The sequence below is a fragment of the Streptomyces sp. NPDC001153 genome (assembly GCF_053598315.1).
Genome location: NZ_JBSFJZ010000009.1, coordinates 53,343 through 79,185 on the forward strand (window position 1 = coordinate 53,343; position 25,843 = coordinate 79,185).

At 71.7% G+C, this 25,843-nt stretch carries 23 protein-coding genes and 2 pseudogenes; 18 read left to right on the forward strand and 7 right to left on the reverse strand.

The annotated features are described in order from the left end of the window. Window positions 1-312 precede the first annotated feature (312 nt). The 5 genes from ACWDEN_RS12570 to dnaK all read left to right on the forward strand — a co-directional run bounded on the left by ACWDEN_RS12570 (window position 313) and on the right by dnaK (window position 7,933). A complete protein-coding gene (locus ACWDEN_RS12570) occupies window positions 313-2,472 on the forward strand; it encodes a phage holin family protein (protein WP_450858737.1) in 2,160 nt (719 codons plus the stop codon). A gap of 80 nt (window positions 2,473-2,552) precedes the next feature. Then, a complete protein-coding gene (locus ACWDEN_RS12575; protein WP_450858739.1) occupies window positions 2,553-3,614 on the forward strand; it encodes an ATP-binding protein in 1,062 nt (353 codons plus the stop codon). An 83-nt stretch (window positions 3,615-3,697) separates the two neighbouring features. Then, window positions 3,698-5,431, forward strand: coding sequence for a vWA domain-containing protein (locus ACWDEN_RS12580; RefSeq protein ID WP_351606668.1), 1,734 nt, complete (start codon window positions 3,698-3,700; stop codon window positions 5,429-5,431). Window positions 5,432-5,513: 82 nt separating this feature from the next. Continuing rightward, window positions 5,514-5,939 (forward strand): OsmC family protein, encoded by a 426-nt coding sequence (locus tag ACWDEN_RS12585; protein ID WP_351606579.1) that lies wholly within the window; start codon window positions 5,514-5,516, stop codon window positions 5,937-5,939. A 137-nt stretch (window positions 5,940-6,076) separates the two neighbouring features. Next, the gene (dnaK, locus tag ACWDEN_RS12590) at window positions 6,077-7,933 is read left to right on the forward strand and encodes a molecular chaperone DnaK (protein WP_351606582.1); all 1,857 of its coding nucleotides are present in this window, start codon (window positions 6,077-6,079) and stop codon (window positions 7,931-7,933) included. Between the two features lie 58 nt (window positions 7,934-7,991). Here dnaK and ACWDEN_RS12595 read toward each other — a convergent pair whose 3' ends face one another. The 3 genes from ACWDEN_RS12595 to ACWDEN_RS12605 form a co-directional block, all read right to left on the reverse strand. After that, a complete protein-coding gene (locus ACWDEN_RS12595; RefSeq protein ID WP_450858742.1) occupies window positions 7,992-8,801 on the reverse strand; it encodes an SAM-dependent methyltransferase in 810 nt (269 codons plus the stop codon). 38 nt (window positions 8,802-8,839) lie between these two features. Then, a complete protein-coding gene (locus tag ACWDEN_RS12600) occupies window positions 8,840-9,703 on the reverse strand; it encodes a helix-turn-helix domain-containing protein (protein ID WP_351606587.1) in 864 nt (287 codons plus the stop codon). Window positions 9,704-9,800: 97 nt separating this feature from the next. Beyond that, window positions 9,801-10,628, reverse strand: coding sequence for a helix-turn-helix domain-containing protein (locus tag ACWDEN_RS12605; RefSeq protein ID WP_351606590.1), 828 nt, complete (start codon window positions 10,626-10,628; stop codon window positions 9,801-9,803). A 29-nt stretch (window positions 10,629-10,657) separates the two neighbouring features. Between ACWDEN_RS12605 and ACWDEN_RS12610 the strand changes: the two genes are divergently transcribed. The 3 genes from ACWDEN_RS12610 (at window position 10,658) to ACWDEN_RS12620 (ending at window position 12,922) form a co-directional block, all read left to right on the forward strand. Next, the gene (locus ACWDEN_RS12610; RefSeq protein WP_450858744.1) at window positions 10,658-11,785 is read left to right on the forward strand and encodes an ADP-ribosylglycohydrolase family protein; all 1,128 of its coding nucleotides are present in this window, start codon (window positions 10,658-10,660) and stop codon (window positions 11,783-11,785) included. Between the two features lie 73 nt (window positions 11,786-11,858). Next, window positions 11,859-12,167 carry a 4a-hydroxytetrahydrobiopterin dehydratase gene (locus ACWDEN_RS12615; protein ID WP_351606594.1) on the forward strand — a complete coding sequence of 103 codons (309 nt, stop codon included), beginning with the start codon at window positions 11,859-11,861 and terminating at the stop codon, window positions 12,165-12,167. Between the two features lie 5 nt (window positions 12,168-12,172). Further along, window positions 12,173-12,922: a class I SAM-dependent methyltransferase gene (locus ACWDEN_RS12620; RefSeq protein ID WP_351606596.1), complete on the forward strand. Its 750-nt coding sequence runs from the start codon at window positions 12,173-12,175 to the stop codon at window positions 12,920-12,922. 58 nt (window positions 12,923-12,980) lie between these two features. Here the strand turns inward: ACWDEN_RS12620 and ACWDEN_RS12625 are convergent. Both ACWDEN_RS12625 and ACWDEN_RS12630 read right to left on the reverse strand, forming a co-directional pair. Further along, a pseudogene (locus tag ACWDEN_RS12625) lies at window positions 12,981-13,362 on the reverse strand (glycoside hydrolase family 48 protein); the annotation flags it as partial. Window positions 13,363-13,418: 56 nt separating this feature from the next. After that, window positions 13,419-13,667: pseudogene (locus tag ACWDEN_RS12630) on the reverse strand (hypothetical protein); the annotation flags it as partial. A 278-nt stretch (window positions 13,668-13,945) separates the two neighbouring features. On the opposite strand from ACWDEN_RS12630, the gene ACWDEN_RS12635 reads away from it, so the two are divergent. The 5 genes from ACWDEN_RS12635 (at window position 13,946) to ACWDEN_RS12655 (ending at window position 20,390) form a co-directional block, all read left to right on the forward strand. Next, complete coding sequence (locus ACWDEN_RS12635; RefSeq protein WP_450858747.1) at window positions 13,946-15,421, forward strand: cellulose binding domain-containing protein; 1,476 nt, start codon at window positions 13,946-13,948, stop codon at window positions 15,419-15,421. Between the two features lie 30 nt (window positions 15,422-15,451). Further along, window positions 15,452-17,200: a glycoside hydrolase family 6 protein gene (locus ACWDEN_RS12640; protein ID WP_450858749.1), complete on the forward strand. Its 1,749-nt coding sequence runs from the start codon at window positions 15,452-15,454 to the stop codon at window positions 17,198-17,200. A 215-nt stretch (window positions 17,201-17,415) separates the two neighbouring features. Further along, window positions 17,416-18,381, forward strand: a complete 966-nt coding sequence (locus tag ACWDEN_RS12645; RefSeq protein WP_450858751.1) for a hypothetical protein — start codon at window positions 17,416-17,418, stop codon at window positions 18,379-18,381. A gap of 145 nt (window positions 18,382-18,526) precedes the next feature. Then, window positions 18,527-19,447 (forward strand): class I SAM-dependent methyltransferase, encoded by a 921-nt coding sequence (locus ACWDEN_RS12650; protein ID WP_351606607.1) that lies wholly within the window; start codon window positions 18,527-18,529, stop codon window positions 19,445-19,447. Window positions 19,448-19,688: 241 nt separating this feature from the next. Continuing rightward, window positions 19,689-20,390 (forward strand): SDR family oxidoreductase, encoded by a 702-nt coding sequence (locus ACWDEN_RS12655; protein ID WP_351606609.1) that lies wholly within the window; start codon window positions 19,689-19,691, stop codon window positions 20,388-20,390. A gap of 13 nt (window positions 20,391-20,403) precedes the next feature. On the opposite strand, the gene ACWDEN_RS12660 is transcribed toward ACWDEN_RS12655, so the two are convergent. Next, window positions 20,404-21,111 (reverse strand): glycoside hydrolase family 75 protein, encoded by a 708-nt coding sequence (locus tag ACWDEN_RS12660; protein WP_351606611.1) that lies wholly within the window; start codon window positions 21,109-21,111, stop codon window positions 20,404-20,406. A gap of 211 nt (window positions 21,112-21,322) precedes the next feature. On the opposite strand from ACWDEN_RS12660, the gene ACWDEN_RS12665 reads away from it, so the two are divergent. Continuing rightward, the gene (locus ACWDEN_RS12665; protein WP_450858754.1) at window positions 21,323-21,934 is read left to right on the forward strand and encodes a hypothetical protein; all 612 of its coding nucleotides are present in this window, start codon (window positions 21,323-21,325) and stop codon (window positions 21,932-21,934) included. Between the two features lie 450 nt (window positions 21,935-22,384). On the opposite strand, the gene ACWDEN_RS12670 is transcribed toward ACWDEN_RS12665, so the two are convergent. Further along, window positions 22,385-23,221, reverse strand: a complete 837-nt coding sequence (locus ACWDEN_RS12670; protein WP_351606614.1) for an aldo/keto reductase — start codon at window positions 23,219-23,221, stop codon at window positions 22,385-22,387. 315 nt (window positions 23,222-23,536) lie between these two features. Here ACWDEN_RS12670 and pqqA point away from each other — a divergent pair, with 315 nt between their 5' ends. From pqqA to pqqE, 4 genes are read left to right on the forward strand one after another with little or no spacing between them, the layout of a single operon-like run. Continuing rightward, window positions 23,537-23,704 carry a pyrroloquinoline quinone precursor peptide PqqA gene (gene pqqA, locus ACWDEN_RS12675; protein WP_351606617.1) on the forward strand — a complete coding sequence of 56 codons (168 nt, stop codon included), beginning with the start codon at window positions 23,537-23,539 and terminating at the stop codon, window positions 23,702-23,704. After that, complete coding sequence (gene pqqC, locus ACWDEN_RS12680) at window positions 23,701-24,417, forward strand: pyrroloquinoline-quinone synthase PqqC (RefSeq protein WP_351606620.1); 717 nt, start codon at window positions 23,701-23,703, stop codon at window positions 24,415-24,417. The genes pqqA and pqqC overlap by 4 nt, the downstream gene beginning before the upstream one ends. Further along, window positions 24,414-24,698 (forward strand): pyrroloquinoline quinone biosynthesis peptide chaperone PqqD, encoded by a 285-nt coding sequence (pqqD, locus tag ACWDEN_RS12685; protein ID WP_351606623.1) that lies wholly within the window; start codon window positions 24,414-24,416, stop codon window positions 24,696-24,698. The genes pqqC and pqqD overlap by 4 nt, the downstream gene beginning before the upstream one ends. Further along, window positions 24,686-25,795, forward strand: a complete 1,110-nt coding sequence (gene pqqE, locus ACWDEN_RS12690) for a pyrroloquinoline quinone biosynthesis protein PqqE (protein WP_450858919.1) — start codon at window positions 24,686-24,688, stop codon at window positions 25,793-25,795. Before pqqD ends, pqqE begins: the two co-directional genes overlap by 13 nt. Window positions 25,796-25,843: the final 48 nt, after the last annotated feature.

Sequence of the window (25,843 nt, forward strand, 5' to 3'; positions counted from 1 at the left end):
CCTCCTGACCTGCTCGTGCCCCATGGCCCGCCGGAACCCGGGCCGCTGACACCCCGGCAGGCCGACGGGCCGGCGGACAGGGGCGAGGGCGGCGGATCGCGCGTCGTCGGGCGGGGCGTTCCGGCGGGATGCGGTCATCGAGGCTTCGTAGAGCATGCCGGGATGATGACAGGGGGGTCTGACAACGCGATCAGCCCGGCACCGGGCGGTCGGCGGCCCGCAACCCGTCGGAAAACCCTGGCATCGGGCCCGTGTGACAAGGTGGAGCGAGGCCCCGGCGTCGAACGGGCCGGGACGTGAGGTGTGCGGGGCGTGCGAGGCGTGCGGTGGCGGCGGATCGCCAGTCAGATCGGCCGGAGCACCGCCGTATGGGCGGTCTCCACCCTCACCATGCTGGTCCTCGCCGCACTCCTGCCCGACTTCCGGCTCCAGTCCGCCGACGGCGACAGCGCGACCCGCATAGCCGTCACCGCCGCCTGCGGCGCGGGCGCCTTCGGCGTGCTGTCGGCCGTGGTGTGGCCGCTCCTGGTCCGGCTCCTGCTGCTCGTACCCGCCCTCGTGCTGGGCCTGTTGGTCTTCTTCCTCAACGGCTCCCTGCTGCTGCTCGCCCTGCGCATCAACCCCTCCGGCCGCGGCGAGGCCGCCCCCGAGACCGCCGTCATCGTGGCCGCGGTGATGTCCGCCGTGGCCTCCGCCACCGGCGCCGCCCTCGCCGTACGCGACGACGAGACCTACCGGCGCCGTCTGCACCGACTCGCCGCCCGCCGCCGCAGATCCGACCCGCCCTGCCCCACCACCCCCGGACTGCTCCTCGTCCAGCTCGACGGCGTCGGCCACGACGTCCTCGAGGACGCGGTCCGCAAGGGGGTGATGCCCACGGTCGCGGGCTGGCTGGGGTTGGGCGGCCTGCGGCCGACCGGCGACGACGTCCCCCGGCCCACCCACCGCCTCACCCCCTGGCGCACCGACTGGTCCAGCCAGACCGGTGCCAGCCAGCTCGGCATACTCCACGGCAGCACCTTCGACGTGCCTGCCTTCCGCTGGTACGAGAAGGACCGCGGGGAGGTGATGGTGTGCAACCGCCCCACGAGCGCCGCCGAGTTGCAGCGCCGCGCCATCCGGCACACCCGTGACGGCGGACTGCTCACCGTCGACGGCGCCAGCCGCGGCAACCTCTTCAGCGGCGGCGCCGGCGAACAGGCCCTCGTGCTGTCCATCGCGGCCCGCCGCCGGGGCCGGGAGAACCGTTCCCGCGCAGGCTACTTCGCGTACTTCTCCGATCCCGCGGGTGCCGTCCGCACCGCCCTGTCCTTCGTCGCCGAGGTGGTCCGCGAGATCGGCCAGTCCACCCGCGCCCGGATCCGCAGGCAGCGCCCCCGGGTGAGCCGCGGCGGGCTCTACCCGCTCGTCCGCGCCTTCGCCACCGTCGTCGAACGGGACGTCGTCGTCGCCGCGGTGATGGGCGACATGCTCGCCGGGCGCACCGCCGTCTACGCCGACCTCGTCGCCTACGACGAGGTCGCCCACCACTCCGGACCGCGCAGCCGGGACGCCGAGAAGGTGCTGCAGCGCCTCGACCGCGCCCTCGCCCTCCTGCAGCGGGTCGCCGAGCACGCGCCCCGCCCGTACCGCATCGTCGTCCTCTCCGACCACGGGCAGAGCCCGGGTGAGACCTTTCGCTCCCGCTACGGACTCACCCTCGGCGACCTGGTGCGGGCCGGGTGCGGGCTGCCCGTGCCGCGCCGGGCCGAGGGCACGCACAGCGGTGCCGAGGCCCGTGCCGCCGTCCGGGCCGCGCTGCGCCGGCCCGTGGAGGAGAAGGAGGGGCAGCGGCGCCCCGGCCGCGGCTCCGAGCCGATCGTGCTGGCCTCCGGCAACCTCGGCCTGGTCTCCTTCCCGGACGTGCCCCACCGCATGACCAAGGAGGAGATCGACGCCCGTCACCCCGCCCTGCTGACCACCCTCGCCAACCACCCCGGCATCGGCTTCCTGCTGGTGCGCAGCACGGAACACGACGGCGTGGTGCTCGGTGCCCACGGCGCCGAGATCCCGCTGGCCGAGCTCGACGACCAGCCCGGCCCGCTGGCCCGGTTCGGCCCCGGCGCCGCCGACGCGGTGCGCCGTACCCACTCCTTCCCGCACACCGCCGACATCATGGTGAACTCCGCCCTCGACCCCGCCGACGGCGAGGTCCTCGCCTTCGAGGAGCAGATCGGCTCCCACGGCGGCCTCGGCGGCGCCCAGTCCCACCCGTTCCTGCTCTCGCCGCTGGAGTTGTCCGCACCGGTCGACGGCGGGGAGGAACTGACCGGCGCCGAGCGGGTGCACCAGGTGCTGCGCCGCTGGCTGGGCGAGCTCGACGGCCCCCAGGTCCCGCTCACCGACGGCACCGGTACCGACAGCACCGGTACCGATGACACCGGAACCGATGACACCGGCGTCGACGGCACCCAGGACGAGCGGGCCGCCTGAAAATCGGCTGCGCCGGGCCGGCCGGGCACCGACACTGTTGGCGTCGTACATGACTCGAACTCCCCTGAGGATGCTCCGCCTTGCAGGCTGCCGTCACCGTCACTCCCGCCCGTGTCCCCGAACTCCTCCTCGGTCTCGCCACCGTCCGGCCCGTGTTCCTCTGGGGCGCCCCCGGCATCGGAAAGTCGTCCCTGGTGCGGGAGTTCGCCGACTCACTGGGCATCGAGTGTGTGAGCCTGCTCGGTACGCAGCTCGCCCCCGAGGACCTGATCGGCGTGCCGCAGATCCGCGACGGGCGGTCGGTGTTCTGCCCGCCGGAGACGATCGCCCGGGACGAGCCGTACTGCCTGTTCCTGGACGAGCTCAACGCGGCCACCCCGGATGTGCAGAAGGCGTTCTACTCGCTGATCCTCGACCGCCGCATCGGAAACTACGAGCTGCCCGCGGGGTCCATCGTCATCGGTGCCGGGAACCGGGCGACGGACAACGCGCTCGCCCGGCCGCTGGCCTCCGCCCTGGTCAACCGGCTCGCCCACGTCCATCTGGAGGTCTCCGCCACGGACTGGCTGGCCTGGGCCGCCGCCCACGGCATCCACCCGTGGATCCTGGACCACCTCACCGACCGGCCGGACCACCTGTGGTCCAAGCCGCCGAAAACCGAGGAACCGTTTTCCACGCCCCGCTCCTGGCACATGCTCTCCGACGCCCTGCACTCCTTCGGCCCCGACCTGGACGAGCCGACCCTGACCGTCCTCGCGCACGGCACGCTCACGCCCGCGCACGCGACCGCGTTCTGCGGTTACGTGAAGGTCGTGCGCAGCCGGTTCGGCATCGAGGCGATCCTCAAGGGCGACGCCCGCTGGCCGCACCGCGTGCAGGACCGCGACCTGCTGTACTACCTCGCCGAGTCGTTCCGCGGCCGGCTCGTCAAGGAACTGCCCGCCGGCAAGGAGCACATGTCGGCGAACGGCCGGCAGATCGCCTACCGCGCCAAGTCGCTGCTGGTGCAGCTCGCCGAGATCTCCGTGGAGGTCGCCCAGACCGTCATCGCCGCGGACTCCGACGGCAACCCGGTGCTGCCCTCGTGGTTCCTGGTCGAGGCCGCCCGCGACATGCCCCGCCTGGTGGAGGCCCGGCGGTGAGCCGCACCGGGCAGAGGAACGGCCCGAAGAAGACCGGACCGGAGAAGAAGCGCGACCTGGCCGGTGAGGCGTTCGCCGAGGGCATGCGGCTGCTGCGCGCCAACCCCGCCCTCGCCGCCGTCGACTTCGGCACCTGCCGCAGCGAGACCTGCACCCGTGCCCCGCGCGACGGGCTGCTCGTCGTCGACTCCGACGCCACCGTGCACGCCCGCCCCGACCGGCTCGCCGAGCCGGGCGCCTGGGCCTGGGCGCTCGCGCACGCCGCCCTCCACCTCGGCTTCGGGCACCTCCCGGCCGCCAAGGGCCCGCGCGAGCAGCCCGACCGCTACGACCTCGCCGCCCGCTGTGTCGTGGTGAACCGTTTTCTACTCGGTTTCCCCATCGGCACCACCCCCGAGGACCTCCCGGCGAGCTACCCCGACGGAGACGAGGAGCGGCTCGCCGCGCGCTGGCGGGCCCACGGCCTGCCGCCCGCCTACGAGCGCTGCGGCACCGCCGGCGACGCACCCGACCAGGTGCTCACCGAATGGCACGCCTGGCAGCGCCCCGTCCCGGACCGGCAGCTGGCCTTCGCCACCGCGCTGACCCGGACCGTGTCCGCCGCGATGGACATGGCCGGCGGCCGCCGGGACTCACTCGACGGTGAGCGGGTCCCACAGCGCCCCTGGGAGCGCGCCCTGAGCTGGTTCGTCTCCTCCTACCCGCTGCTCGGCGGCATCGCCGCCGGCATCGAACTGGTCGCCGACGCCGAACTCGCCCGCGCCCACGGCATCCAGATCGCCGCCGTGAACCCCGAGGCCGGCGAGATCTACATCAACCCGCTGCGCACCTTCGACGCCGAGGAGTGGCGGTTCGTCCTCGCCCACGAGATGCTGCACGCCGCCCTCCGCCACGGCGACCGCTGCGGTCCCCGCGACCCCTTCCTCTTCAACGTCGCCTGCGACTACGTCATCAACGGCTGGCTGGTCGAGATGCGGGTCGGCACCATGCCGGAGGGCCTGCTGCACGACCCGCGGCTGGCCGGCCTGTCCGCCGAGGAGGTCTACGACCGCATCGCCGGCGACCTGCGCCGCATCCGCCGCCTGGCCACCCTGCGCGGCAAGGGCACCGGCGACATCCTCGGCGCCCCGCTGGGGCAGCCCGGCGAGTACGTGGATCTGGACGAGTTCTACCGGCGCGGCCTCAGCCGCGGTCTCGATCTGCACCAGGCCCAGGAGCGCGGCTTCCTGCCCGGCGGCCTGGTCGAGGAGATCCGCGCGCTCAGCCATCCACCGCTGCCCTGGGACGCACAACTCGCCCGCTGGTTCGACGAGTTCGTGCCCCGCCCGGAGCCCGTACGGTCCTTCGCCCGCCCCGCCCGCCGACAGGCGTCCACCCCCGGCATCCCGCGCGCGGGCCGCTGGTTCCCGCCCGAGGAGGTCGCGCGCTGCACCTTCGGGGTGGTCCTCGACACCTCCGGCTCGATGAGCCGCACCCTGCTCGGCAAGGCGCTCGGCGCGATCGCCTCCTACGCCGAGGCCCGGGACGTACCGGCCGCCCGCGTGGTGTTCTGCGACGCGGCCCCGCACGACGCCGGCTATCTCCCGGCCACCGAGATCGCGGGCCGGGTACGGGTGCACGGGCGCGGCGGCACGGTCCTGCAGCCCGGCATCGACCTGCTGCACCGGGCCGAGGACTTCCCGCCCGCCGCACCGGTGCTGGTCATCACCGACGGCTGGTGCGACGTGCTGCGGGTGCGCCGTGAGCACGCCTATCTGATCCCGCAGGGAAGTCACCTCCCGTTCACGCCGCGTGGGCCGGTCTTCAGAGTGAGATGAGCCCGGATGTGATCGGATAGGAGCACGGAAAACCCCCGTAACGGGATCTCACGTCACGGGACCCGACGCGAAAGGAATCATCGTGGCCACCACGCGCACCGCGCACACCGTCTGGGAAGGCAACCTGCTCGAGGGCAACGGCGTCGTCACCTTCGACTCCTCCGGCATCGGCGAGCAGCCGGTCACGTGGGCCTCGCGCTCCCAGGACGCGAACGGGAAGACCAGCCCCGAGGAGCTGATCGCCGGCGCTCACTCCAGCTGCTTCTCCATGGCCCTCTCGCACGCCCTGGCCGGTGCCGGCACCCCGCCCACCCGGCTGCAGACCAAGGCCGACGTGACCTTCCAGCCCGGTGAGGGCATCACCGGCATCCACCTCACCGTGCGCGGCGAGGTGCCCGGCCTGGACGCGGAGGGCTTCGCCTCGGCCGCCGAGGAGGCCAAGAAGAACTGCCCGGTCAGCCAGGCCCTGGCCGGTACGACGATCACCCTGACGGCCGAGCTGGCCTGACGCCCGTACGGTCCCGGATGCCGCGTCCCGCTCCAGGGGCGCGGCATCGCCGTGTGCGGGTACCCGGCCATTGACAGCGTCGCGGGCACGTCCTGTGCTGGGAGTGCGGCAGGCGCCCGGGCGGAAGGGGACGGACCATGGCACGTGCGGTCGGGATCGATCTCGGGACGACGAACTCGGTGGTGGCCGTCCTGGAGGGCGGCGAGCCCACCGTCGTCACCAACGCGGAGGGTGCGCGCACCACGCCGTCCGTGGTGGCGTTCGCGAAGAACGGGGAGGTGCTGGTCGGCGAGGTCGCCAAGCGGCAGGCCGTGACCAACGTGGAGCGCACCGCCCGCTCGGTGAAACGGCACATGGGAGACGCTTCCTGGCGTTTTCCGGAGCAGGGCTCCATCGACGGCAGCCGTCTGCGGGCGCAGGAGCTGTCCGCGCGGGTGCTGCAGAAACTGAAGCGGGACGCGGAGGCCTACCTCGGCGAGGACGTCACGGACGCGGTGATCACCGTACCGGCGTACTTCGACGACGCCCAGCGGCAGGCCACCAAGGAGGCCGGCGAGATCGCGGGCCTGAAGGTGCTCAGGATCATCAACGAGCCGACGGCCGCCGCCCTCGCCTACGGCCTGGACAGGGGCGACGAACAGACGGTCCTGGTCTTCGACCTCGGCGGCGGCACCTTCGACGTGTCCCTGCTGGAGATCGGCGACGGCGTCATCGAGGTGAAGGCCACCAACGGCGACACCCACCTCGGCGGCGACGACTGGGACCAGCGGATCGTCGAGTACCTGGTGAAGCGGTTCAAGGGGAGTTACGGCATCGATCTCGGCGCCGACAAGATGGCGGTCCAGCGGCTGCGCGAGGCCGCCGAGAAGGCCAAGATCGAGCTGTCGTCGTCCTCGGAGACCTCGATCAACCTGCCCTACATCACCGCCTCCGCCGAGGGCCCGCTGCACCTGGAGGAGAAGCTGACCCGGGCCCAGCTCCAGGAGCTGACCGCCGATCTGCTGGACCGCTGCAAGAAGCCGTTCCACCAGGCCGTGCAGGACGCCGGGATCCAGCTGTCCGCGATCGACCACGTCATCCTGGTCGGCGGCTCCACCCGCATGCCCGCCGTCACCGACCTGGTGCGCGACCTCACCGGCAAGGATCCGCACAAGGGCGTCAACCCCGACGAGGTGGTCGCCGTCGGCGCCGCCCTGCAGGCCGGCGTGCTGCGCGGCGACGTCAAGGACGTCCTGCTGCTCGACGTCACCCCGCTGTCCCTGGGCATCGAGACCAAGGGCGGCATCATGACCAAGCTGATCGAACGCAACACCACGATCCCGACGCGCCGTTCGGAGATCTTCACCACCGCCACCGACAACCAGCCCTCGGTCGGCATCCAGGTCTACCAGGGCGAACGCGAGATCGCCGCGTACAACAAGAAGCTCGGCGTCTTCGACCTCACCGGCCTGCCGCCCGCCCCGCGCGGCGTGCCGCAGATCGAGGTGGCCTTCGACATCGACGCCAACGGGATCATGCACGTCTCCGCGAAGGACCTGGCGACGGGACGCGAGCAGAAGATGACCGTCACCGGTGGTTCGGCGCTTCCCAAGGACGACATCGACCGCATGATGCGGGAGGCCGAACAGTACGCCGAGGAGGACCGCAAGCGCCGCGAGGCCGCCGAGACCCGCAACCAGGCCGAGCAACTCGTCTACCAGACCGAGAAGTTCATCCGCGACAACCACGACCGCGTCCCCGCCGACACGCGCGGCGAGGTCGAGACGGCCGCGGCGGAACTGAAGACCCTGCTGGAACAGAACGCCGACACCACCGCCCTGCGCACCGGCGTGGAGAAACTCGCCACCGTCAGCCAGAAGATGGGGCAGGCCATGTACGCGTCCGCCTCCGCCGGCGGGACCACGCAGGAGAACGAGACCCCGGCCGACACGGAGGGCGTGGTCGACGCGGAGATCGTGGACGACGAACACGACGGCAAGGGCGGAGCCGCCTGACGCCTGCCTGCCCGGCCGGGGGCGTACGGCGGCACACACACCAGTGGAGGCGGGGCGGTCAGCGCTTGACCGCCACCCCCGCGTACACCGGCACGACGCCCTCCGCCTGGGCGGCCACGTCCACCGGGTCCGGGCGCCAGCCGTACACCGGGATGACGCCGGGGCCGAGCAGTTCCAGGCCGTCGAAGAAGCGGTGGAACTCGGGCAGCGTGCGGGGGTGGAACGGTGTGCCGCTCCTGCGGAACAGCTCGGCCGCCCTGGCCACGCCCTCGGGGCTGAGGTCCTGGGTGACCTGGGACAGGATCAGGAAACTGCCGGGGGTGAGCGCGTCGACGTACCGCTCGACCAGCCCGAACACGTCGTCCTCCTGCTCACCCAGGTAGTGGGTGAGCGCGACCAGGGACAGGGCGACCGGGCGGCCGAAGTCGAGGGACTCGCCCGCGAGTTCCAGGATGGTCTCGGGATCGCGGACATCGGCGTGGACGTAGTCGGTGCTGCCCTCGGCGGCACTGCGCAGCAGGGCCTCGGCGTGCCGGAGCACGATCGGGTCGTTGTCCGCGTATACCACCCTGGACTCCGGGGCCACGCCCTGGGCGACCTGGTGCAGGTTGGGCTCGGTCGGGATACCGGTCCCGATGTCGAGGAACTGCCGTACCCCGGCCTCGGCCGCCGTACGGACGGCCCGGTGCATGAACCGCCGGTTGGCCCGCGCCCCGCGCACCACCGTGCCGTCCACGGCGAGGATCCTCCGCGCCAGTTCCTCGTCCACCGGGTAGTTGTCCTTGCCGCCCAGCCACCAGTCGTACACCCGGGCGGGGTGCGGACGGCTGGTGTCGATCGGCGTGGGCGTGGCATCGCGTGCGGTCATACGGCTGTTTCCCCCAGAGGAATCGGTCGGACGTGGCGTCACAAGGTCGTGCGGAACTCCCGCAGCAGGGCCTGAGTGCGCTGTGCCGACGCGGCGCGGGCCGTCATGTGGTCCAGCACCTCCAGATGCGCGGACACCTCGCGGCGGGAGTCCAGGTACAGGGCGCCGGTCAGGTACTCGGTGAACACCATGTCCGGCAGCTCCGGTTCGGCGAAGCGGAACAGCGTGAACGGCGCGTACGTCCCCGGATGCGGGCCCGCCGCGAACTCGGCGAGCTGGAGGGTGACCCGGTCCCGCTCGGCGTACTCCAGCAGCTTCTCAAGCTGCTCGCGCATCACCTCGCCGCGCATGCTCACCGGGCGTCGCAGCACCGTCTCGTCCATGATCACCCAGAGGTGGGGCGGGTCGTCCCGCTCCAGCAGCCGCTGCCGCTCCATGCGCAGCGACACATGCCGCTCCACGGACTGCGGCGAGGTCTGCCCGATCGTCCCGGCCTCCAGCACCGCCCGGGCGTAGTCCTCCGTCTGCAGCAGACCGGGTATGAAGTGCGGCTCGTAGGAGCGGATGATCCGGGCGGCGCCCTCCAGGCTGACGTACAGGCTGAACCAGTCCGGGAGCACGTCGTGGAACCGCTGCCACCAGCCCGGCTGGTTCGCCTCCTCGGCCAGCCGCACGAACGCGGCAGCCTCCTCCTCGGGCACCCCGTAGGTGTCCAGCAGCACCTGCACGTACGGGATCTTCAGCGCGACCTCGGCCATCTCCATCCGCCGTACGGTCGCCGACGCCACCCTGAGGACCTTGGCGGCCTCCTCCCGGCCGAGGCCCGACGCCTCGCGCAGTTCCTGCAACCGTTTACCGAGCACCACCTGGCCCACGGTGGGCGCGGCCCGCCGCTCACTCACGCCACGCCCTCCCCTACGCGCCGAAGTACGCGGGCAGTCTGCCATGTGATCCCCTCTCGCACACCGGTCCGAGGCGACGAGTACCGCAGGGGAGGGGTCAACCGGCCAGCCCGTGCAGGTACTTGGCCGTCGCCGGGTCCGCGGGCAGGAACGTCTCGATGGCGAGTTCGGCGACCGTGACGTCCATCGGCGTGTTGAACGTGGAGATCGACGACACGAACGACAGGACCCGGCCGTCGTGCTCGATGAGCATCGGCAGCGCGAAGTACGGGACGGGCTCGGCGGGTTCGTCACCCGGCGCGTCCTCGGGCACCGGGTACGCGGCCACCTCCTCGTACAGGGCGCGCAGTCGGTCCGAGCGCTGCAGGGCGATCTGCCGCTCCATCTGCGCCAGCAGATGCCCGCGCCACTCGCGCAGATTGCGGATGCGCGGTGCGAGACCCTCCGGATGCAGGGTCAGCCGCATCGCGTTCGGCGACGACATCAGCGTCTCCGGCACCCCGTCCAGCAGCATCATGATGCCCCGGTTCGCGGTGACCACCGTGTACCCGGCGTCGACCACCAGCGCCGGATAGGGCTCGTAGCCCTGGATGAGACGCTCCATGCCGTCGCGCAACGCGTCCAGCGCCGGGTCGCCGAGCGGGGTCTCCGGGTAGTGCGGGGCGTAACCGGCCGCCAGCAGCAGCGCGTTGCGCTCGCGCACCGGCACGTCGAGATGCTCGGCGAGCCGCAGCACCATCTCCTCGCTCGGCCGGGACCGGCCGGTCTCGATGAAGCTGATGTGCCGGGCCGAGGAGTCGGCGCGCAGCGCCAGCTCCAGCTGGGAGACCCGGCGCCGCTCCCGCCAGGCGCGCAGCAGCGGGCCGACACCCTTGTCGGACGGGGTGGCGGAGAAAGTGGCCTTACCGGTCGTGACAATGGTCATGGATACGACCGTAGTCGAGGAGTGCATGTATGAACGGGCCGTGGGACAGGGACGGTGCGGCGCAGTACCGCGCCAGGGTGCGCGGCTGCCTGCTGGGCGGGGCGATCGGCGACGCGCTGGGCTATCCCGTCGAGTTCGACGCCATCGACCGGATCCGCGCCGCCCACGGCCCCTACGGGGTGACCGACCTGGTTCCCGGGCCGCACGGCGAGGTGGGCCTGATCAGTGACGACACACAGATGACGCTCTTCACGGCCGAGGCCCTCGTGGAGGCCTACTCCTTCGAAAGGAAGGGGGAACGCCACGACCGCAGAAGAATGGGGGACATCTCCGACCGTTGGCCCGAGATGATGCTCCAGGCGTATGAACGCTGGCTGCACACCCAGTCCCAGCCCGGACCGGAAACCGGGCCGTTGCCGGCCGGCCCTGCGCACGGCCTGGTCACCGAGCCGTGGCTGTACGCCCGCCGCGCCCCCGGCAACGCCTGCCTGTCCGGCGTCGCCCAGCGGTACACCCCCGGCCGGTGGCTGCCTCTCGAGGGCCGGCCGGGCGAGGCCAATCCCGGCTCCAAGGGCTGCGGCGCGGTGATGCGCTCGGCCCCCTTCGGCCTCATCGCCCAGTACGACCACGTCGCCTTCCAGATGGCGGCCCGCGCCGCCCAGATCACCCACGGCCACCCCACCGGCTACTACGCGGCCGGCACGCTGGCCGCGATCGTCGCCAATCTCGTCGCCGGGGACTCCATGAAGGGCGCGGTCCTGCGTGCGATGCGGTTGCTGGCCGGCTACCCGGGCCACGAGGAGACGACCGAGGCCCTGGAGCGCGCCGTCACCGAGGCCGGGGACCACCAGGTGGCGCCGCCGGAGCGTGTCGAGAGGCTCGGCGCGGGCTGGGTGGCCGAGGAGGCGCTGGCCATCGCCGTCTTCTGCGCGCTGTATCCGGGCCGCGTCGAGACCAAGCTGCTGATGGCGGTCAACCACTCCGGCGACAGCGACTCCACCGGCGCCATCTGCGGAAACCTCCTCGGCGCGCAGTACGGCGACCATGCCCTGCCGCACGAGTGGGTCCAGCGGGTGGAGGGCCGGGCCAGGATCGCCGTGCTCGCCGACGACCTCGGCGCGGTGCGGGTCCGCGGATGGCTGTTCGGGCCGGCGTGATCGAACCGAGCCGGGCTGGTACGGCTGTGGCAGGCTGGGAGTCCGTGCCGCATCATCGGGAAGGACCGAGGCCATGGCCGTCGAACCGCTGTCGCAGAAGGAGATCGAGGACCGGCTCGCCGAGCTGCCCGGCTGGTCGGTCGACGACGCCGGCCGGCTCACCCGCTCCTACCGCCTCGGCTCGCATGTCGCGGCGGCGGCGCTCGTCATGCACATCGCCGCCGTCCAGGACGAACTGGACCACCACTCAGACCTCACCCTCGGCTACAACACCGTCTCCCTCAGCGTCCAGACACACAGCGCGGGCGGCGCGCTCACCGCGAACGACTTCGCGCTCGCCCGCAGGGTGGAGGACATCGCCCCAGGTCACCACGCACACTGAGGGGCGTGCTCGACTACGAGAAGGAAGCCGACGCCTATGACGCGTCCCGGGGCGGCGAGGCCCGCGCCGCGGCGGCCACGCGGGCGGTGCTCGGCCTGATCCCCGAGGGGCCGGGCCGCCTGCTCGACGTGGCCTGCGGCACCGGCATCGTCACCCGCCGGCTGGCCGCCGGCCGTCCCGCGCTGCGGGTGACCGGCGCCGACCTCACCGCCGCCATGGTGCGCAGGGCGGGCGCGCGACTGCCGGGCGCGATCGTACGGGCCGACAGCCGCCGGCTGCCGTTTCGCACCGGCACCTTCCACGCCCTCACCAGCATCTGGCTGCTGCACCTGCTGCAGGACGCCGAGGACGTCCGCCGGATCGTCGCCGAGTGCGCCCGGGTGCTGCGGCCCGGCGGGGTCTACGTCACCACCGTCGACAAGGCCGCGGCGCACGACGTCGGCAGCGACATCGACGCCGTCCTCGCCCCCCGTCCGCGCCGCCCCGCACAGGACGCCGCCGCCACCGTCACCGCGTACGCCGTCCACCACGGGCTCCGGCCGGCCGGTGCCACCGCGTTCCCCGGCGTCGGCCAGGGCCGCAGCCCCCGCGCCACCATCGCCGACCTGCGCCGCGGCTGGTTCACCCTGCTGCCACCGGGCGAGCCGCGCACCGAGGAGTTCGCCGCGAGCCTGTCCCGTCTCCCGGACCAGGACCGCCCCCGCCCGGACCCGGTGTTCGCGGTGCGCGCGTTCCGGAAGACGGAGGCGGGCTGACGGCGAAATCTTCGCCGTGGGAGGTGCGGTTACGGTCGGCCTACTCCACAAGCTCCGCCTACGAGCCCATGGCCAGGGCGATGTCCGCCTGGGCCCAGAACCGGTGATAGGTGAAGCTGGGCGCGGCGCCGCCCTTGAGGCAGGCCTCGATCTTCGACCAGGCCGGGTCGTGCTTGCTAGAAGGACCGGATCGAGGTGAACGTGGCCGAGGAGTTGACCGGGTCGCCGTTCGGCATCGTGCCGCTCCAGCCGCTCGGCACGTACACGCTGTCCCGGGAGTTGTTCGACATGCCGTCCAGCAGCGCCTTCGCGGTGGACTTCGCAGTCGCGTCGCCGGATTTGGCGCCGTAGTCGGCCACGGTGACGTGAAGTCCGCTGTTGCTGCCCGGACTTGAGGGGTTCCAGGTGTCGGGCGACCCACTTGTCGAGGACCGCCTTGGCCGTGGCGTTTGAACTGCGCACCGGTGGAGACGGCCGCGCCCGCGGCGATCGTGCCGTTGTGCAAGGCGTTCTTCACGGTGACGGTCCTGCCGGACTGGGACCAGGTGCCGTTCCAGCCGTTCGACGGCGTCTGGTTGCCCGTGTAGGCGTGAGCGAGCGTCGTTGGTCCTGTAGTCGACGCTGCACTGCACGGACGCCGCGTGCGCGGTCGTGGCGCCGGTGGCGAGCATCGACAGGGGCAGGGCGAACGCGGCCGCCACGGCGGTTCAAAGCCGCCGCCCGGCTCTGCTCTTACGTCCGGGATCCATGTGCTGGTTCCTCCTTGCGGGCTTGTCGCTCGGGAGAGCGTCCTCGGGAGAAGTCAAGGCTTGAACCAGTGGGAGCGCTCCCATAGTGGAGACGACCCCGTGAGCGGTCAAGGTGCGCGAAGAGTCGAAATGATTCGACGCGGACGGTTGAGGAAAAGTCAGCAACTCCCCTGTGCAGCAACGCCTCTTGGCGCTACCTTCCTTCGCACCAGTGGGAGCGGTTCCAGTCAGTCGACGCGCCCGTCACGGCGCGCCCATCTGCAAGGAGTCGCTCATGCGACACCCCCCGCGTTCAGTACTTTTAGCCACCGCCGGTGCGGCCGCGCTCGTGGGGAGCACGGTCGTCCCCGTGGTGTCGGCCCGGGGAGCCACGCCCGCGTGCACGGTGGAGTACTCCGTCACCAACCAGTGGGCCGGCGGCTTCCAGGGGACGGTGAGAATCACCAACAACCAGGCCTCGCTGAGCAGTTGGCGGATCGGCTTCGACTTCGCCGACGGCCAGAAGGTCACCCAGGGCTGGAACGCCGAGTGGTCCCAGTCCGGCACCACCGTGACCGCCGGGAACGAGAGCTACAACGGTTCCCTCGGCACCGGCGCGAGCGTCACCGCCGGCTTCCTCGCCTCCTGGTCGGGGTCCAACACCGCCCCCACGGTGTTCAAGCTCAACGGCACCACCTGCAACGCGGACCCCGAGCCGACCCCGCCGCCGACCACACCGCCCCCGTCCTCCGGTGGCACCGCCCCCGCCCTGCACGTCTCCGGGAACAGGCTCGTGGACGCCGACGGCAAGGGCCACCGCCTCCTCGGCGTCAACCGCTCCGGCGGCGAGTTCATGTGCGTCCAGGGCCACGGCATCTGGGACGGCCCGGTCGACGACGCGGCCATCCAGGCGATCGCCGACTGGAAGGCCGACGCCGTGCGCATCCCGCTCAACGAGGAGTGCTGGCTGGGCCTCTCCACCGTCAAACCCGAGTACGGAGGCGCCCATTACATAGCCGCCGTCAAGGACCTGGTGGCCCGCGTCGAGGCCCACGGCCTGACCCCGATCCTCGACCTGCACTGGTCCTACGGCCAGTACACCGGCAACTCGGCCGGCTGCTCCGACGTCCACGCCACCTGCCAGAAGCCGATGCCCGACATGCAGTACAGCCCGTCGTTCTGGGCGTCGGTGGCCGGCACCTTCAAGGACGACCCGGCCCCGGTGTTCGACCTGTTCAACGAGCCCTATCCGGACCGGGCCACCGCCGGCACGGCCGACGCCTGGAAGTGCTGGCGGGACGGCGGGGCCTGCCCCGGGATCCCGTACGAGGTCGCCGGCATGCAGGATCTCGTGGACAGCATCCGGGGTGCCGGGGCCAAGAACGTCATCATGGCCGGCGGTCTGGCCTACTCCAACGACCTCGGCCAGTGGCTGACGTACAGGCCCACCGACCCGGCCGGCAATCTGACCGCCGCCTACCACGGCTACAACTTCAACACCTGCTCGAACGAGAGCTGCTGGAACTCCACCCTCGCCCCGGTCGCCGCCCAGGTGCCGCTGATCGCCGGCGAGATCGGTGAGAACACCTGCTCGCACGCGTTCGTCGACCAGGTCATGAAGTGGTTCGACGACCGGAACCTGTCCTATCTGGGCTGGACCTGGAACACCTGGGACTGCTCCTCGGGCCCGTCCCTGATCTCCGCCTACGACGGCACACCCACCACGTACGGCATCGGGCTGCGCGACCACCTGCGCGCCCTGAACCCGTAGACACCACGGACGACAGAAGGAACCTCACTCATGAGTCCTACCAGAACCTCGCTGTTCGCCGCCCTGGCGCTGCTCACCGGGACGTCCGGGACGGCACTGCTGGCGGCACCGGCCGGCGCCGCCACCGAGGCCGTCCCCTGCACCGTGGCCTACACCGTGCAGAACCAGTGGGACACCGGCTTCACCGCCGCCGTCACCGTCACCAACAACGGTGCGGCGAAGTCCAGTTGGTCCCTGAAGTGGACCTACGCCGGCAACCAGAAGGTCACCAGCGGCTGGAACGCGCAGATCAGCCAGAGCGGTGCCGATGTCACCGCCGCCAACGCGAGCTACAACGGCTCACTGGCGAACGGCGGTTCGGTCGGCTTCGGCTTCAACGCCTCCTACAGCGGCACCAACGCCGTGCCCGGCACGTTCACCCTCGACGGCGTCACCTGCAACGTCGACGACGGCGGCGGAACGGGCGGCGGAGGAACCGGCGGTGGCGGAACGGGTGGCGGCGGAACGGGTGGCGGCGGCACCGGCAGCCGGGTCGACAATCCCTACGCCGGGGCCAAGGTCTATGTGAATCCCGAGTGGTCGGCCAAGGCCGCCGCCGAGCCGGGCGGCAGCCGCGTCTCGAACCAGCCCACCGCCGTGTGGCTCGACCGGATCGCCGCGATCAACGGCGTGAGCGGCGGCATGGGCCTGCGTGACCACCTCGACGCGGCCCTGAAGCAGAAGGGCTCCGGCGACCTGGTCGTCCAGCTGGTCATCTACGATCTTCCCGGACGCGACTGCGCCGCCCTCGCCTCCAACGGCGAACTCGGTCCCGACGACATCGACAGGTACAAGTCGCAGTACATCGACCCGATCGCCTCCATCCTCTCCGACCCGGCCTACGCGTCCCTGAGGATCGCCACCGTCATCGAGCCCGACTCGCTGCCCAACCTGGTCACCAACGCCGGCGGCACCAACACCAGCACCGACGCCTGCGTGACCATGAAGAACAACGGCAACTACGAGAAGGGGATCTCCTACGCCCTGGAGAAGCTCGGCGCCATCCCCAACGTCTACAACTACGTGGACGCCGGCCACCACGGCTGGCTCGGCTGGGACACCAACCTGGGCCCGACGGTGCAGGAGTTCCACAAGGTCGCGACGACGAACGGCGCGAGCGTGAACGACGTGGCCGGCTTCATCGTCAACACCGCCAACTACAGCGCCACCAAGGAGCCGTACTTCAAGGTCACCGACACGGTGAACGGCACGACCGTGCGCCAGTCGAAGTGGGTGGACTGGAACCAGTACGCGGACGAGCAGTCGTACGCCCTCGGTCTGCGGGACAAGCTCGTCGCGGCCGGGTTCGACTCCGGCATCGGCATGCTGGTCGACACCTCCCGCAACGGCTGGGGCGGCACCGCCCGGCCCACCGGCTCGGGCCCGCTGACCTCCGTGGACGACTACGTCAACGGCGGCCGCACCGACCGGCGCATCCACGTCGGGAACTGGTGCAACCAGAGCGGCGCCGGCCTCGGCGAACGGCCGACCGCGGCCCCGGCCGCCGGCATCGACGCCTATGTGTGGGCCAAGCCGCCGGGGGAGTCCGACGGGTCCAGCACCGCCATCGCCAACGACGAGGGCAAGGGCTTCGACCGGATGTGCGACCCGACGTACGGCGGCAACGCCCGCAACGGCAACAACCCCACCGGTGCGCTGCCGAACGCGCCGCTGGCCGGGCATTGGTTCTCCGCCCAGTTCCAGCAGCTGATGCAGAACGCGTATCCGCCGCTGCCCTGACCCGGTGACCTCCGCCGGGGCCCGGGCCCCACCGGCAAAGGCCCCGGCGGATCGCGCGCCCCACCGGCGGGTACACGCCGTCCACCCGCTGAAGCGATGAGGTCGGCCTTCGGTACTGACCCGCAGCTCCCGGGGCCTGACGGGCAAACGCCCAGGGGCCGGAGGTGTGGCCTCCGCCATAGCCTCGGTTGGTCTGCACCTGGTGGGCTGTCCGGATGCGCCAGACCACTCCTCTCGCCGCAGCAGCCGTCGCAGTGTTCGCCCTCGTCACCGCGTGCGGCGGACGGCAGCCGGCCTCCCGGCAGCACGAAGAGCCGGCCGGCTCCGCTGATGCCCCGGCCTTTCCCGTCGACCGCTACCAACTGACCAAGGCGGACGACGAAACCATCGACAGGGCACGCTGGGCCCTGGCGCGTTCCTGCATGAGCGACCTGGGATTCCCCGCGCTTCGCACGCTGAGCCTCGACCCGCCCCCGGCGTGGCCGATGCCTCCGCAGCAGGCCGGCGTGCTGGTCGCCATGATCTTCACGACCGACACCGACCGGTACGGCGTCAGCGACCCCAAGCAGGCGGCCGTCCACGGCTACCAGGGCGCGTACGCGGAGTGGAAAGCCGGCCGGAAGACCGTCGACCGGAAGTGGACCCTGCCGCAGTACGTCGCCCTGACCGGCGAGTTCGAGTACCTGCGCAACAACGACACCATCAACGGGCACACCGTCCCCAAGCACGGCTGTCTCGGCCAGGCAGACCGTATCCTGTACGGCTTCCGGCCCCAGGACCGCCGGAACCCGGTGCTGGACGTGGAGGGAGAAGGCATCACCGAGGGCGAGAAGACGAACGAGTGGAAGGCGGCGGACCGCGCCTGGTCGGCGTGCATGAAAGCGCGCGGCTACCACTACGCCAAGCCCTCCGATGCCCGCAACGACCCCAAGCGAAGGGAGAGGGAGTTCGAACAGAACCCCCACCGCAACCCCCATGTTCCCTCCGAGCTGGAGAAGGCGACCGCCGTCGCGGACGCCGTCTGCAAGCAGAGGACCCACTACATTCCCACGGTCCGCGCGATCGACATCCGCGTCCAGAAACACCTGATCCAGAAGAACCGGACCGCTCTCGAAGAGGCATACCGGCAGAGCAAGGCCGCTGTCGGCAAAGCCCAGGCGATCTTGAGGAACCTGCCGTGAGACAAACGCCGTGCGGCGGCCGGGTGGATGTCCGCGTCCGTGTCGCGAGTACCGCCGGCACCTTTTTTGCGGCACCGGCAAGGAAAGTGGCATCTCCCCGTGCGCCGTCGCACTCTGGCCGCATCCGAGCGAGAGGCTGAGCGACATGGCACATGACCACCAGGCCCACCACGTGCACCCCACACAGCACGGCCATGGTCACGCCCAAGGTCACACCCACGGCGGCGACGTCGACTGGGGCGCGCTGGCGGCGCTGCTGGAGGCGGAGGCCGAGGTGTGCGCCCCGGTGTACGCGCGCGCCCTGGCCTGGCTGGGCCAGGAGGTGACCGAGCCGGGGCTGATCGTGGACGCGGGCAGCGGGCCCGGAGTGATCGCCTGCCTGATGGCGGAGACGTTCCCCGGCGCGCGGGTGGTCGCCGCCGACGCCTCCGCACCGCTTCTGGAGCGTGCCCAGGCCCGGGCCGCCCGTCAGGGCTTCGCCGACCGCTTCGACACCCTCGTCGGTGAACTGCCGGAATCCCTGGCGGAGTTGGACTATCCGGCGGACCTGCTGTGGGCCAGTCGCAGCCTGCACCACCTCGGCGACCAGAAGGCCGCGCTGGCCGCGTTCGCCGCCCGGCTCGCCCCCGGCGGCACCCTGGCCATCCTGGAGGGTGGCCTGCCCAGCCGCTATCTGCCCCGTGACATCGGCTTCGGCCGCCCCGGACTCCAGGCCCGCCTCGACGCGGCCCAGGAGGACCGCTTCGCACGGATGCGCGCCGAACTGCCCGGCGCGGTTCCCGAGACCGAGGACTGGCCCGCCCTGCTGACCGCGGCCGGACTGAAGCACACCGGCACCCGCAGCTTCCTCCTCGACATCCCCGCCCCCGTGCCGGACCGGGCCCGCGCCTTCGTCGTCGGGTGGCTGACCCGCACCCGGGACATCCACGCCGACGCCCTGGACGCCGAGGACCGCGCCACCCTCGACCGTCTCCTCGACCCGGCCGACCCCGCGAGCCTCCACCGGCGGCCCGACGTGTTCGTCCTGGCGGCCCACACGCTGCACCGAGCGGTACGGCCGGTGTGACCCGCCGCGGCTCGGCATGCCCGGGCGGGGCGGCCTGCCGAGCCGCGCGAGCCGGGCGGGCATGCGGCGCCGGGGGTCGTGGTCGTGGGCGGCACGTCATCCCGCCCCCGGAGTGCCGGTCCCGCCGCCTGGCACCGCCACCCCCCGTCGGTGCCGTACCGCCGTACCTGCGACGGCACTTGACTTCGAGGGCTCTCCAAGTGATGCACTGCGGACTCACCGACACACAGGGGGACCGCACATGAACGACTCTCCGGTCGCACTCGTCACCGGTGGCGCCACCGGCATCGGCGCCGCCGTCACCCGGCAGCTGCTGGCCGCGGGCCACCGCGTCACCGTCACCGGCCGTACGGAGGCCCGGCTGCGGGACTTCGCCGACGGGCTCGGCGATCCCGAGGAGCTGATGACGGTCGCCGGTGACGCGGCGGCATTCGACGACGTGCAGGATGCCGTCGACCGTACGCTCAAGGCATACGGCCGGCTGGACACGGTCGTCGCCAACGCCGGCTACGCCACCCATGACACCGTCGCCGACGGCGACCCGGCCGGCTGGACCGAGATGGTGCTCACCAACGTCCTCGGCCCCGCTCTGCTCATCCGTGCCACCGTCGAGGCGCTGAAGGAGACCCGCGGCCGGATCGTCCTCGTCGGCAGCGTCGCCGGTTTCGTGAACACCCCGGGCAATCTCTACGGCGCCACCAAGTGGGCGGTCACCGGGCTCGCCGAGAACACCCGGCGCCAGGTCACGGAGTTCGGGATCGGTGTGACGCTGGTCGCCCCCGGCCGGGTGGAGACCCCGTTCTGGGACGGCCTTGGCAGCCTTCCCCCGGGACACCTGCTGACCGCCGACCAGATCGCCGACTCGGTGGTCTGGGCGATCCGGCAGCCGGCCGGAGTCGACGTCAACACCGTGGTCGTACGCCCGCTGGGTCAGCCCAACTGACGTACGGCGCTGGTCAGTTGTTCGCGATGAACTGCTTGGCCAGCTGGTCCCCGAGAGAGACCGCGGCGCTGTGGCTCTCGATGGGGGAGACCTTGGAGTTCTTGAACAGGATGTAGGTCACGCCCGAGTCGGCGCCGCCGGTCTTCGGGTCTGGATCGATGCCGAGCGCCTTGGCGGTGGCGTACGACGCCTCGCCGATGATCTTCGTGGGGCCGGTGTCGCCGACGACGGCGTACTCCACCTTGTTGTTGTAGATGACCGCGACCACGCCGCCGCCCTTGATGCCGGCGCTGGAGTAGTTCCAGATGCTGCTGGAGCTGGGGACGACGATGTACGGGAGCGATTCCGCCTTCAGCGGCTTGCCGTCGGACTGGTGGAAGGCGGTGTCGTTCTGGTACCAGGGGTCGCGGTTCTCGTTGCAGTTGGTGGTGCGCTGGCCGTCGCAGTCGATGTCCATGTCGGCTTTCCAGAACACCGCGCCGTTCTTGCCGCACACGGGGACCGTGGCCGACGTCTCGTCGTCGGTCTTGTACTTGCCGTTCGATATCTGCGAACAGGACTTCACCTTGGCGAGCAGATCGGCCGCGCTGACCGAGCCCTCCTGAGCGGAGGCGGGAGCGGTCCGCGCCGCCGGGCCGGCGGACGCGTGCGCGGGCAGCACTCCGGCGGCGAGCAGGGCGGCTCCGGAGGCCGCGGCAAGGGTCAGGTTTCGAAGGCGCACTGTGGGGGGCCCTTCTGTTAGGAAAGTTTCCTTACCAGGTGCCGTACACCGTGGACCCCTGTGCATGTCCTCGTCAAGCCTCCGGTTGCGAGCTCCCGAAAGCTGTGCGTATTGCGGGGATTTGAGACCGTGGCAAAACTGAAGAGGACCACTTTTCCTGATATGTCTGCCGCGTCGGTCGGCAGGGTCACCGCTCCGGGAGGCGAGGCGCATGTTCGTACGCACGGTGTACGCGACCGGCGATCCGGCGCAGCTGGGCACGGCCGTGGGGGCCCTGAACACGCGGGGGCACGACCTGCTGGAGGAGCGGCCCGGCTATCGGGGCGCGGGTGTCTTCGTCGACCGTGAGCTCGGCAAACTGCTCACGGTCAGCTGGTGGGAGTCCGCCGACGCGCGCCGCAACAGCGACGAGGTGATGAGCGCCCGGCGGCCGGAGCTGCTGCAGCCCTTCGCGGGGACCGTCGCGGTCGAGAACTACGAGGCCGTCGTGTTCCACCGCGCGCACCGGCCCCTCATCGGCGGCGGCCTGCGGGTCACCCGGCTCGAGTTCGACCCGGCGGACGCGGACCTCGCCACCGACACCTTCCACGCCGGTGTGCTGCCCCGGCTGGAGGTCCTGCCCGGATTCGCCGGCGCGGCTCTCTTCCTGGACCGTGACCGCGGCCGCGGCATGGCGGGCACCCTCTTCGCCGACCGCGTGTCGCTCGCCGCGTCCCGGGCCGGACAGGCGGTCATCCGGCGCGAGAGCGCGGCCAAGGCGCATGTGAGCGTCGTCGCCCTGGAGGAGTTCGAGGTCGTCCACGCGGACGTGCGGGGCGACTGAACCCGCCGCCGCGCCGACGCGCGGTAGGCGGCGCGGCAGGGTGGGCGTGGCTGGGCCTGCGTGGGGTCGCAGTCCGGACCGGCGCGCGCGAGGCGCCGGGTGGCGCGGGCGCGTGATGTGATCCGAGCTGGGGTGCGCGCAGCGGTTTGGGCCGGGCTGCGCCGCTGGTCAGGCGCTTGGTGGGCCGCGTGGTGCGGGCGCGTGATCCGGTATGGGGCGCGCACGTCCGTGTGGTTCGAGGCGGCGCAGGTCAGGTGCTTGCGTGTAGTGGGTCAGGCGCGTGGCGCGCCGGGTGGCCGTCCCCGGACCGCACGCGGCCGCCCGCCCCGGCGCGCGTTCGGGACGCGCGGCCGGGTGGTGCGCGGTGGGTGTCGGTCCAGACTCATGGCGATGGGGCCGGGGCCCCACCCCCGAGACGGCGGGGTCAGCCCGGGCCGGAAGTGACGGGTGTCAGCCCATGTCGAAGATGGCCGGGTCGGGGCCCAGGCGCCGGTCCTCGTTGAGGGCGCGGATCGCCGCGAGGTCCTCGTCGTCGAGGCTGAAGTCGAAGACCTCGATGTTCTCCCTGATCCGGGACGGCGTCACGGACTTCGGGATCACGATGTTGCCGAGCTGGATGTGCCAGCGCAGCACGACCTGGGCCGGAGTGCGGCCGTGCTTCTGCGCGATGGCGACGATCGCCGGCACCTCCAGCAGGCCCTTGCCCTGGCCGAGCGGCGACCAGGCCTCGGTCGCGATGCCCTGCTCGGCGTGGAACTCGCGGGCGGCGGGCTGCTGCAGATGCGGGTGCAGCTCGATCTGGTTGACCGCGGGGATGACGGAGGTCTCGGAGATCAGCCGCTCGAGGTGCTCGGGAAGGAAGTTGGACACGCCGATGGCGCGGACCCGCTTGTCCGACAGCAGCTTCTCGAACGCCTTGTAGCTGTCGGTCGACGTGCCGCGGGCCGGCAGCGGCCAGTGGATCAGGTACAGGTCGACGTAGTCGAGACCCAGCTTCTCGAGCGACGCGTCGAACGCGCGCAGTGTGGAGTCGTACCCCTGGTCGCTGTTCCAGAGCTTGGTGGTGACGAAGACGTCCTCGCGGGGCAGGCCGGAGGCGGCGATCGCCTTGCCGGTGCCCTCTTCGTTGCCGTAGATGGCCGCGGTGTCGATGCTGCGGTACCCGGCCTCCAGCGCCGTGGCGACGGCCCGCTCGGCCTCGTCGTCCGGCACCTGCCACACGCCGTAGCCCAGCTGGGGCATCTCGACGCCGTTGTTGAGGATGATCGGGGGGACCTTGCTGCTCACGAGCCTCTTGATCCTTCGGTTGTCGACAGGTGGTACTTCCTATCGTCAACGATCACACGCCGCGATGCATTCCTGACGCGCGACCCGCCTCTACTGACCGGTCAGTCAGTGCCCGAACGGAGATTGGCCGGAAACGCATCCGACGTTTTCGGTCCGGACCATTGACCGGAGCTCTCCAGTCCCGCAACTCTGTATCGCGCCACCGGACGTGTCGCTGAACCCGGTACATACATGTGAACGGCCCTGACCAGGCCGCGTCTTCCTTCCGGCCTCCGGCCTCCTTCTGAGACTCCCCTCAGGAAAGAGAGTACGCACATGAACGAGAGCCCTTCCCTGTCTGCCTCGACACACCACTCCGGCCCCCAGACATCGGATGAAAAGCTCTGGAAAAGCCCTGGTTACCACGTCGTGGAGACCGCGCTGGAGGTGACCGCGTACGCGCTCGCCGACCGCCGTCCGCCCGAGCCGCTCCCGGCCGCATGACCGCGGCACCACCGGAACTCGACGGCCGCGCCGCCTGGCCGGCCGACGGGTTCACCGAACGGCTGCGCGCGGTCACCGCGACGCGCTACCACGACCGGCACCCCTTCAACCAGCGGATGCACCGCGGCGAACTGACCCCCGCCGAACTGCGCCGCTGGATCGCCGCCCGCTTCCACTACCAGCGGCACATCCCCGTCAAGGACGCGCTGATCCTCGCGAAGCTCGACCGGCCCGAGGAGCGCCGCGCCTGGCTGCGCCGCATCCACGACCAGGACGGTACCGACGCCGCGGGGGGCGGTATCGAGCGCTGGTTACGGCTCGGCGAGGCGGCCGGCCTGGCTCGCGAGGAGCTGTGGGACACCTCCCGGGTGCCGCCCGGGGTGCGGTTCGCGGTGGAGGGGTACGTCACCTTCTGCCGGCGGCGCCCGGTGCTGGACGCCGTCGCGGCCTCCCTGACCGAGTTGTCCGCCCCGGACCTGATGCGCACCCGCATCGCCGCCTTCGAACGCCACTACCCGTGGATCGACCCGGCGGGCCTCGCCTACTTCCGCACCCGTGTCACCCAGGGCGCCCGGGACGCCGAGCAGGCCCTCGCCCTGGTCCTCGCCCGGGCCCGCACCCGCGAGGAGCAGCAACGGGCCGTCACAGCACTTGAGTTCAAGTGCGAGGTGCTGTGGGCCCTGCTGGACGCGGTGGACCGGAGCGACCCATGACAGCGGCGTCGTCGGCCCCGCCGGCCACGTCGTGGCGCCCCGTCCTCGCCCGCGGTGTGGTGCTGCGGCACGACCCGGTGCGGGACACCGACCTGTTGCTGCTGCCGGAGCGGGTGGTGGTGCTCGACGGAAGTGCGGGCGGTGTGCTCCGGCTGTGCGACGGCCTGCGGAACGTGTCCGCCGTCGTCGCGGAGCTGGCCCTACGGCACCCCGCCGCGCCCGTCGCCACCGAAGTCCCCGCGTTTCTGGACCGGTTACGGAAGGAGGGCTGGCTCAGGTGACCGCACCTCCCGCTCCTTGCGGCCCTCCCTGGGCCCTGCTCGCCGAGCTCACCCACGCCTGCCCGCTGCGCTGCGGCTACTGCTCCAACCCGCTCGAACTGGTCGGCCGGTCGGCCGAGTTGACCACTGTGCAGTGGTCGGAGGTCTTCCGGCAGGCGGGTGCGCTCGGTGTCGTCCACACCCATCTGTCCGGCGGCGAGCCGCTGCTGCGGCGCGACCTGCCCGACCTGGTCGCCGCCGCCGACGGTGCGGGCCTGTACACCCAGCTCGTCACCAGCGGTGTGGGCCTCGGTGAGCGGCGGCTGGCCGAGCTGACCGGGGCCGGGCTGCGCAGTGTGCAGCTGTCGGTGCAGCACGCGGACCGCGCAGCCGCGGAACGCATCGCGGGAGCACGGTCGTTCACCGCGAAGGAACGCGCCGCCCGACTGGTCCGCGAGGCCGGACTGCCGCTCGGGCTGAACGCCGTGCTGCACCGCGGCAACCTGGACGACCTCGACTGCCTGGTCCGGCTCGCGCTCGACTGGGGTGCCGACCGGATCGAGCTGGCGAACACCCAGTACCACGGCTGGGCGGCCCGCAACCGCGCCGCGCTGCTGCCCACACCCGCCCAGGTCGAACGCGCCCGCGACCGAGTGGCCCACTGGCGTGACCGACTCGGCGACACACTGGAGTTGGTCTGGGTGGCCCCCGACCTGGTGGACGCCACGGCCAAACCCTGCATGGGCGGCTGGGGTGCCGTCTCGCTCACCGTCGCCCCGGACGGCACGGTGCTGCCCTGCCCCGCGGCCGGCACCCTGCCCGGCCTGGACCCGCCGAACGTGACCCACCGCGAACTGGCCTGGATCTGGCGGGAGTCGAGGGCTTTCAACGCCTTCCGGGGCGAGTCCTGGATGCCCGAACCGTGCCGTGCCTGCGCCCTGCGCACGGTCGACCACGGCGGCTGCCGCTGCCAGGCATACGCCCTGACCGGCGACGCCACCCGCACCGACCCCGCCTGCCGGCACGCCCCGGACCGCCGTCTCGTCGACGCGGCGGTGCACGGCACCGCCGACGCCGCTGATCCGCCCGTGTACGTCTACCGAGGGGGAGGACGTTGATGTGCCGACGTCTGCGGGTCGCGCTGTCCGGCGACGCGAGCCCCGCCG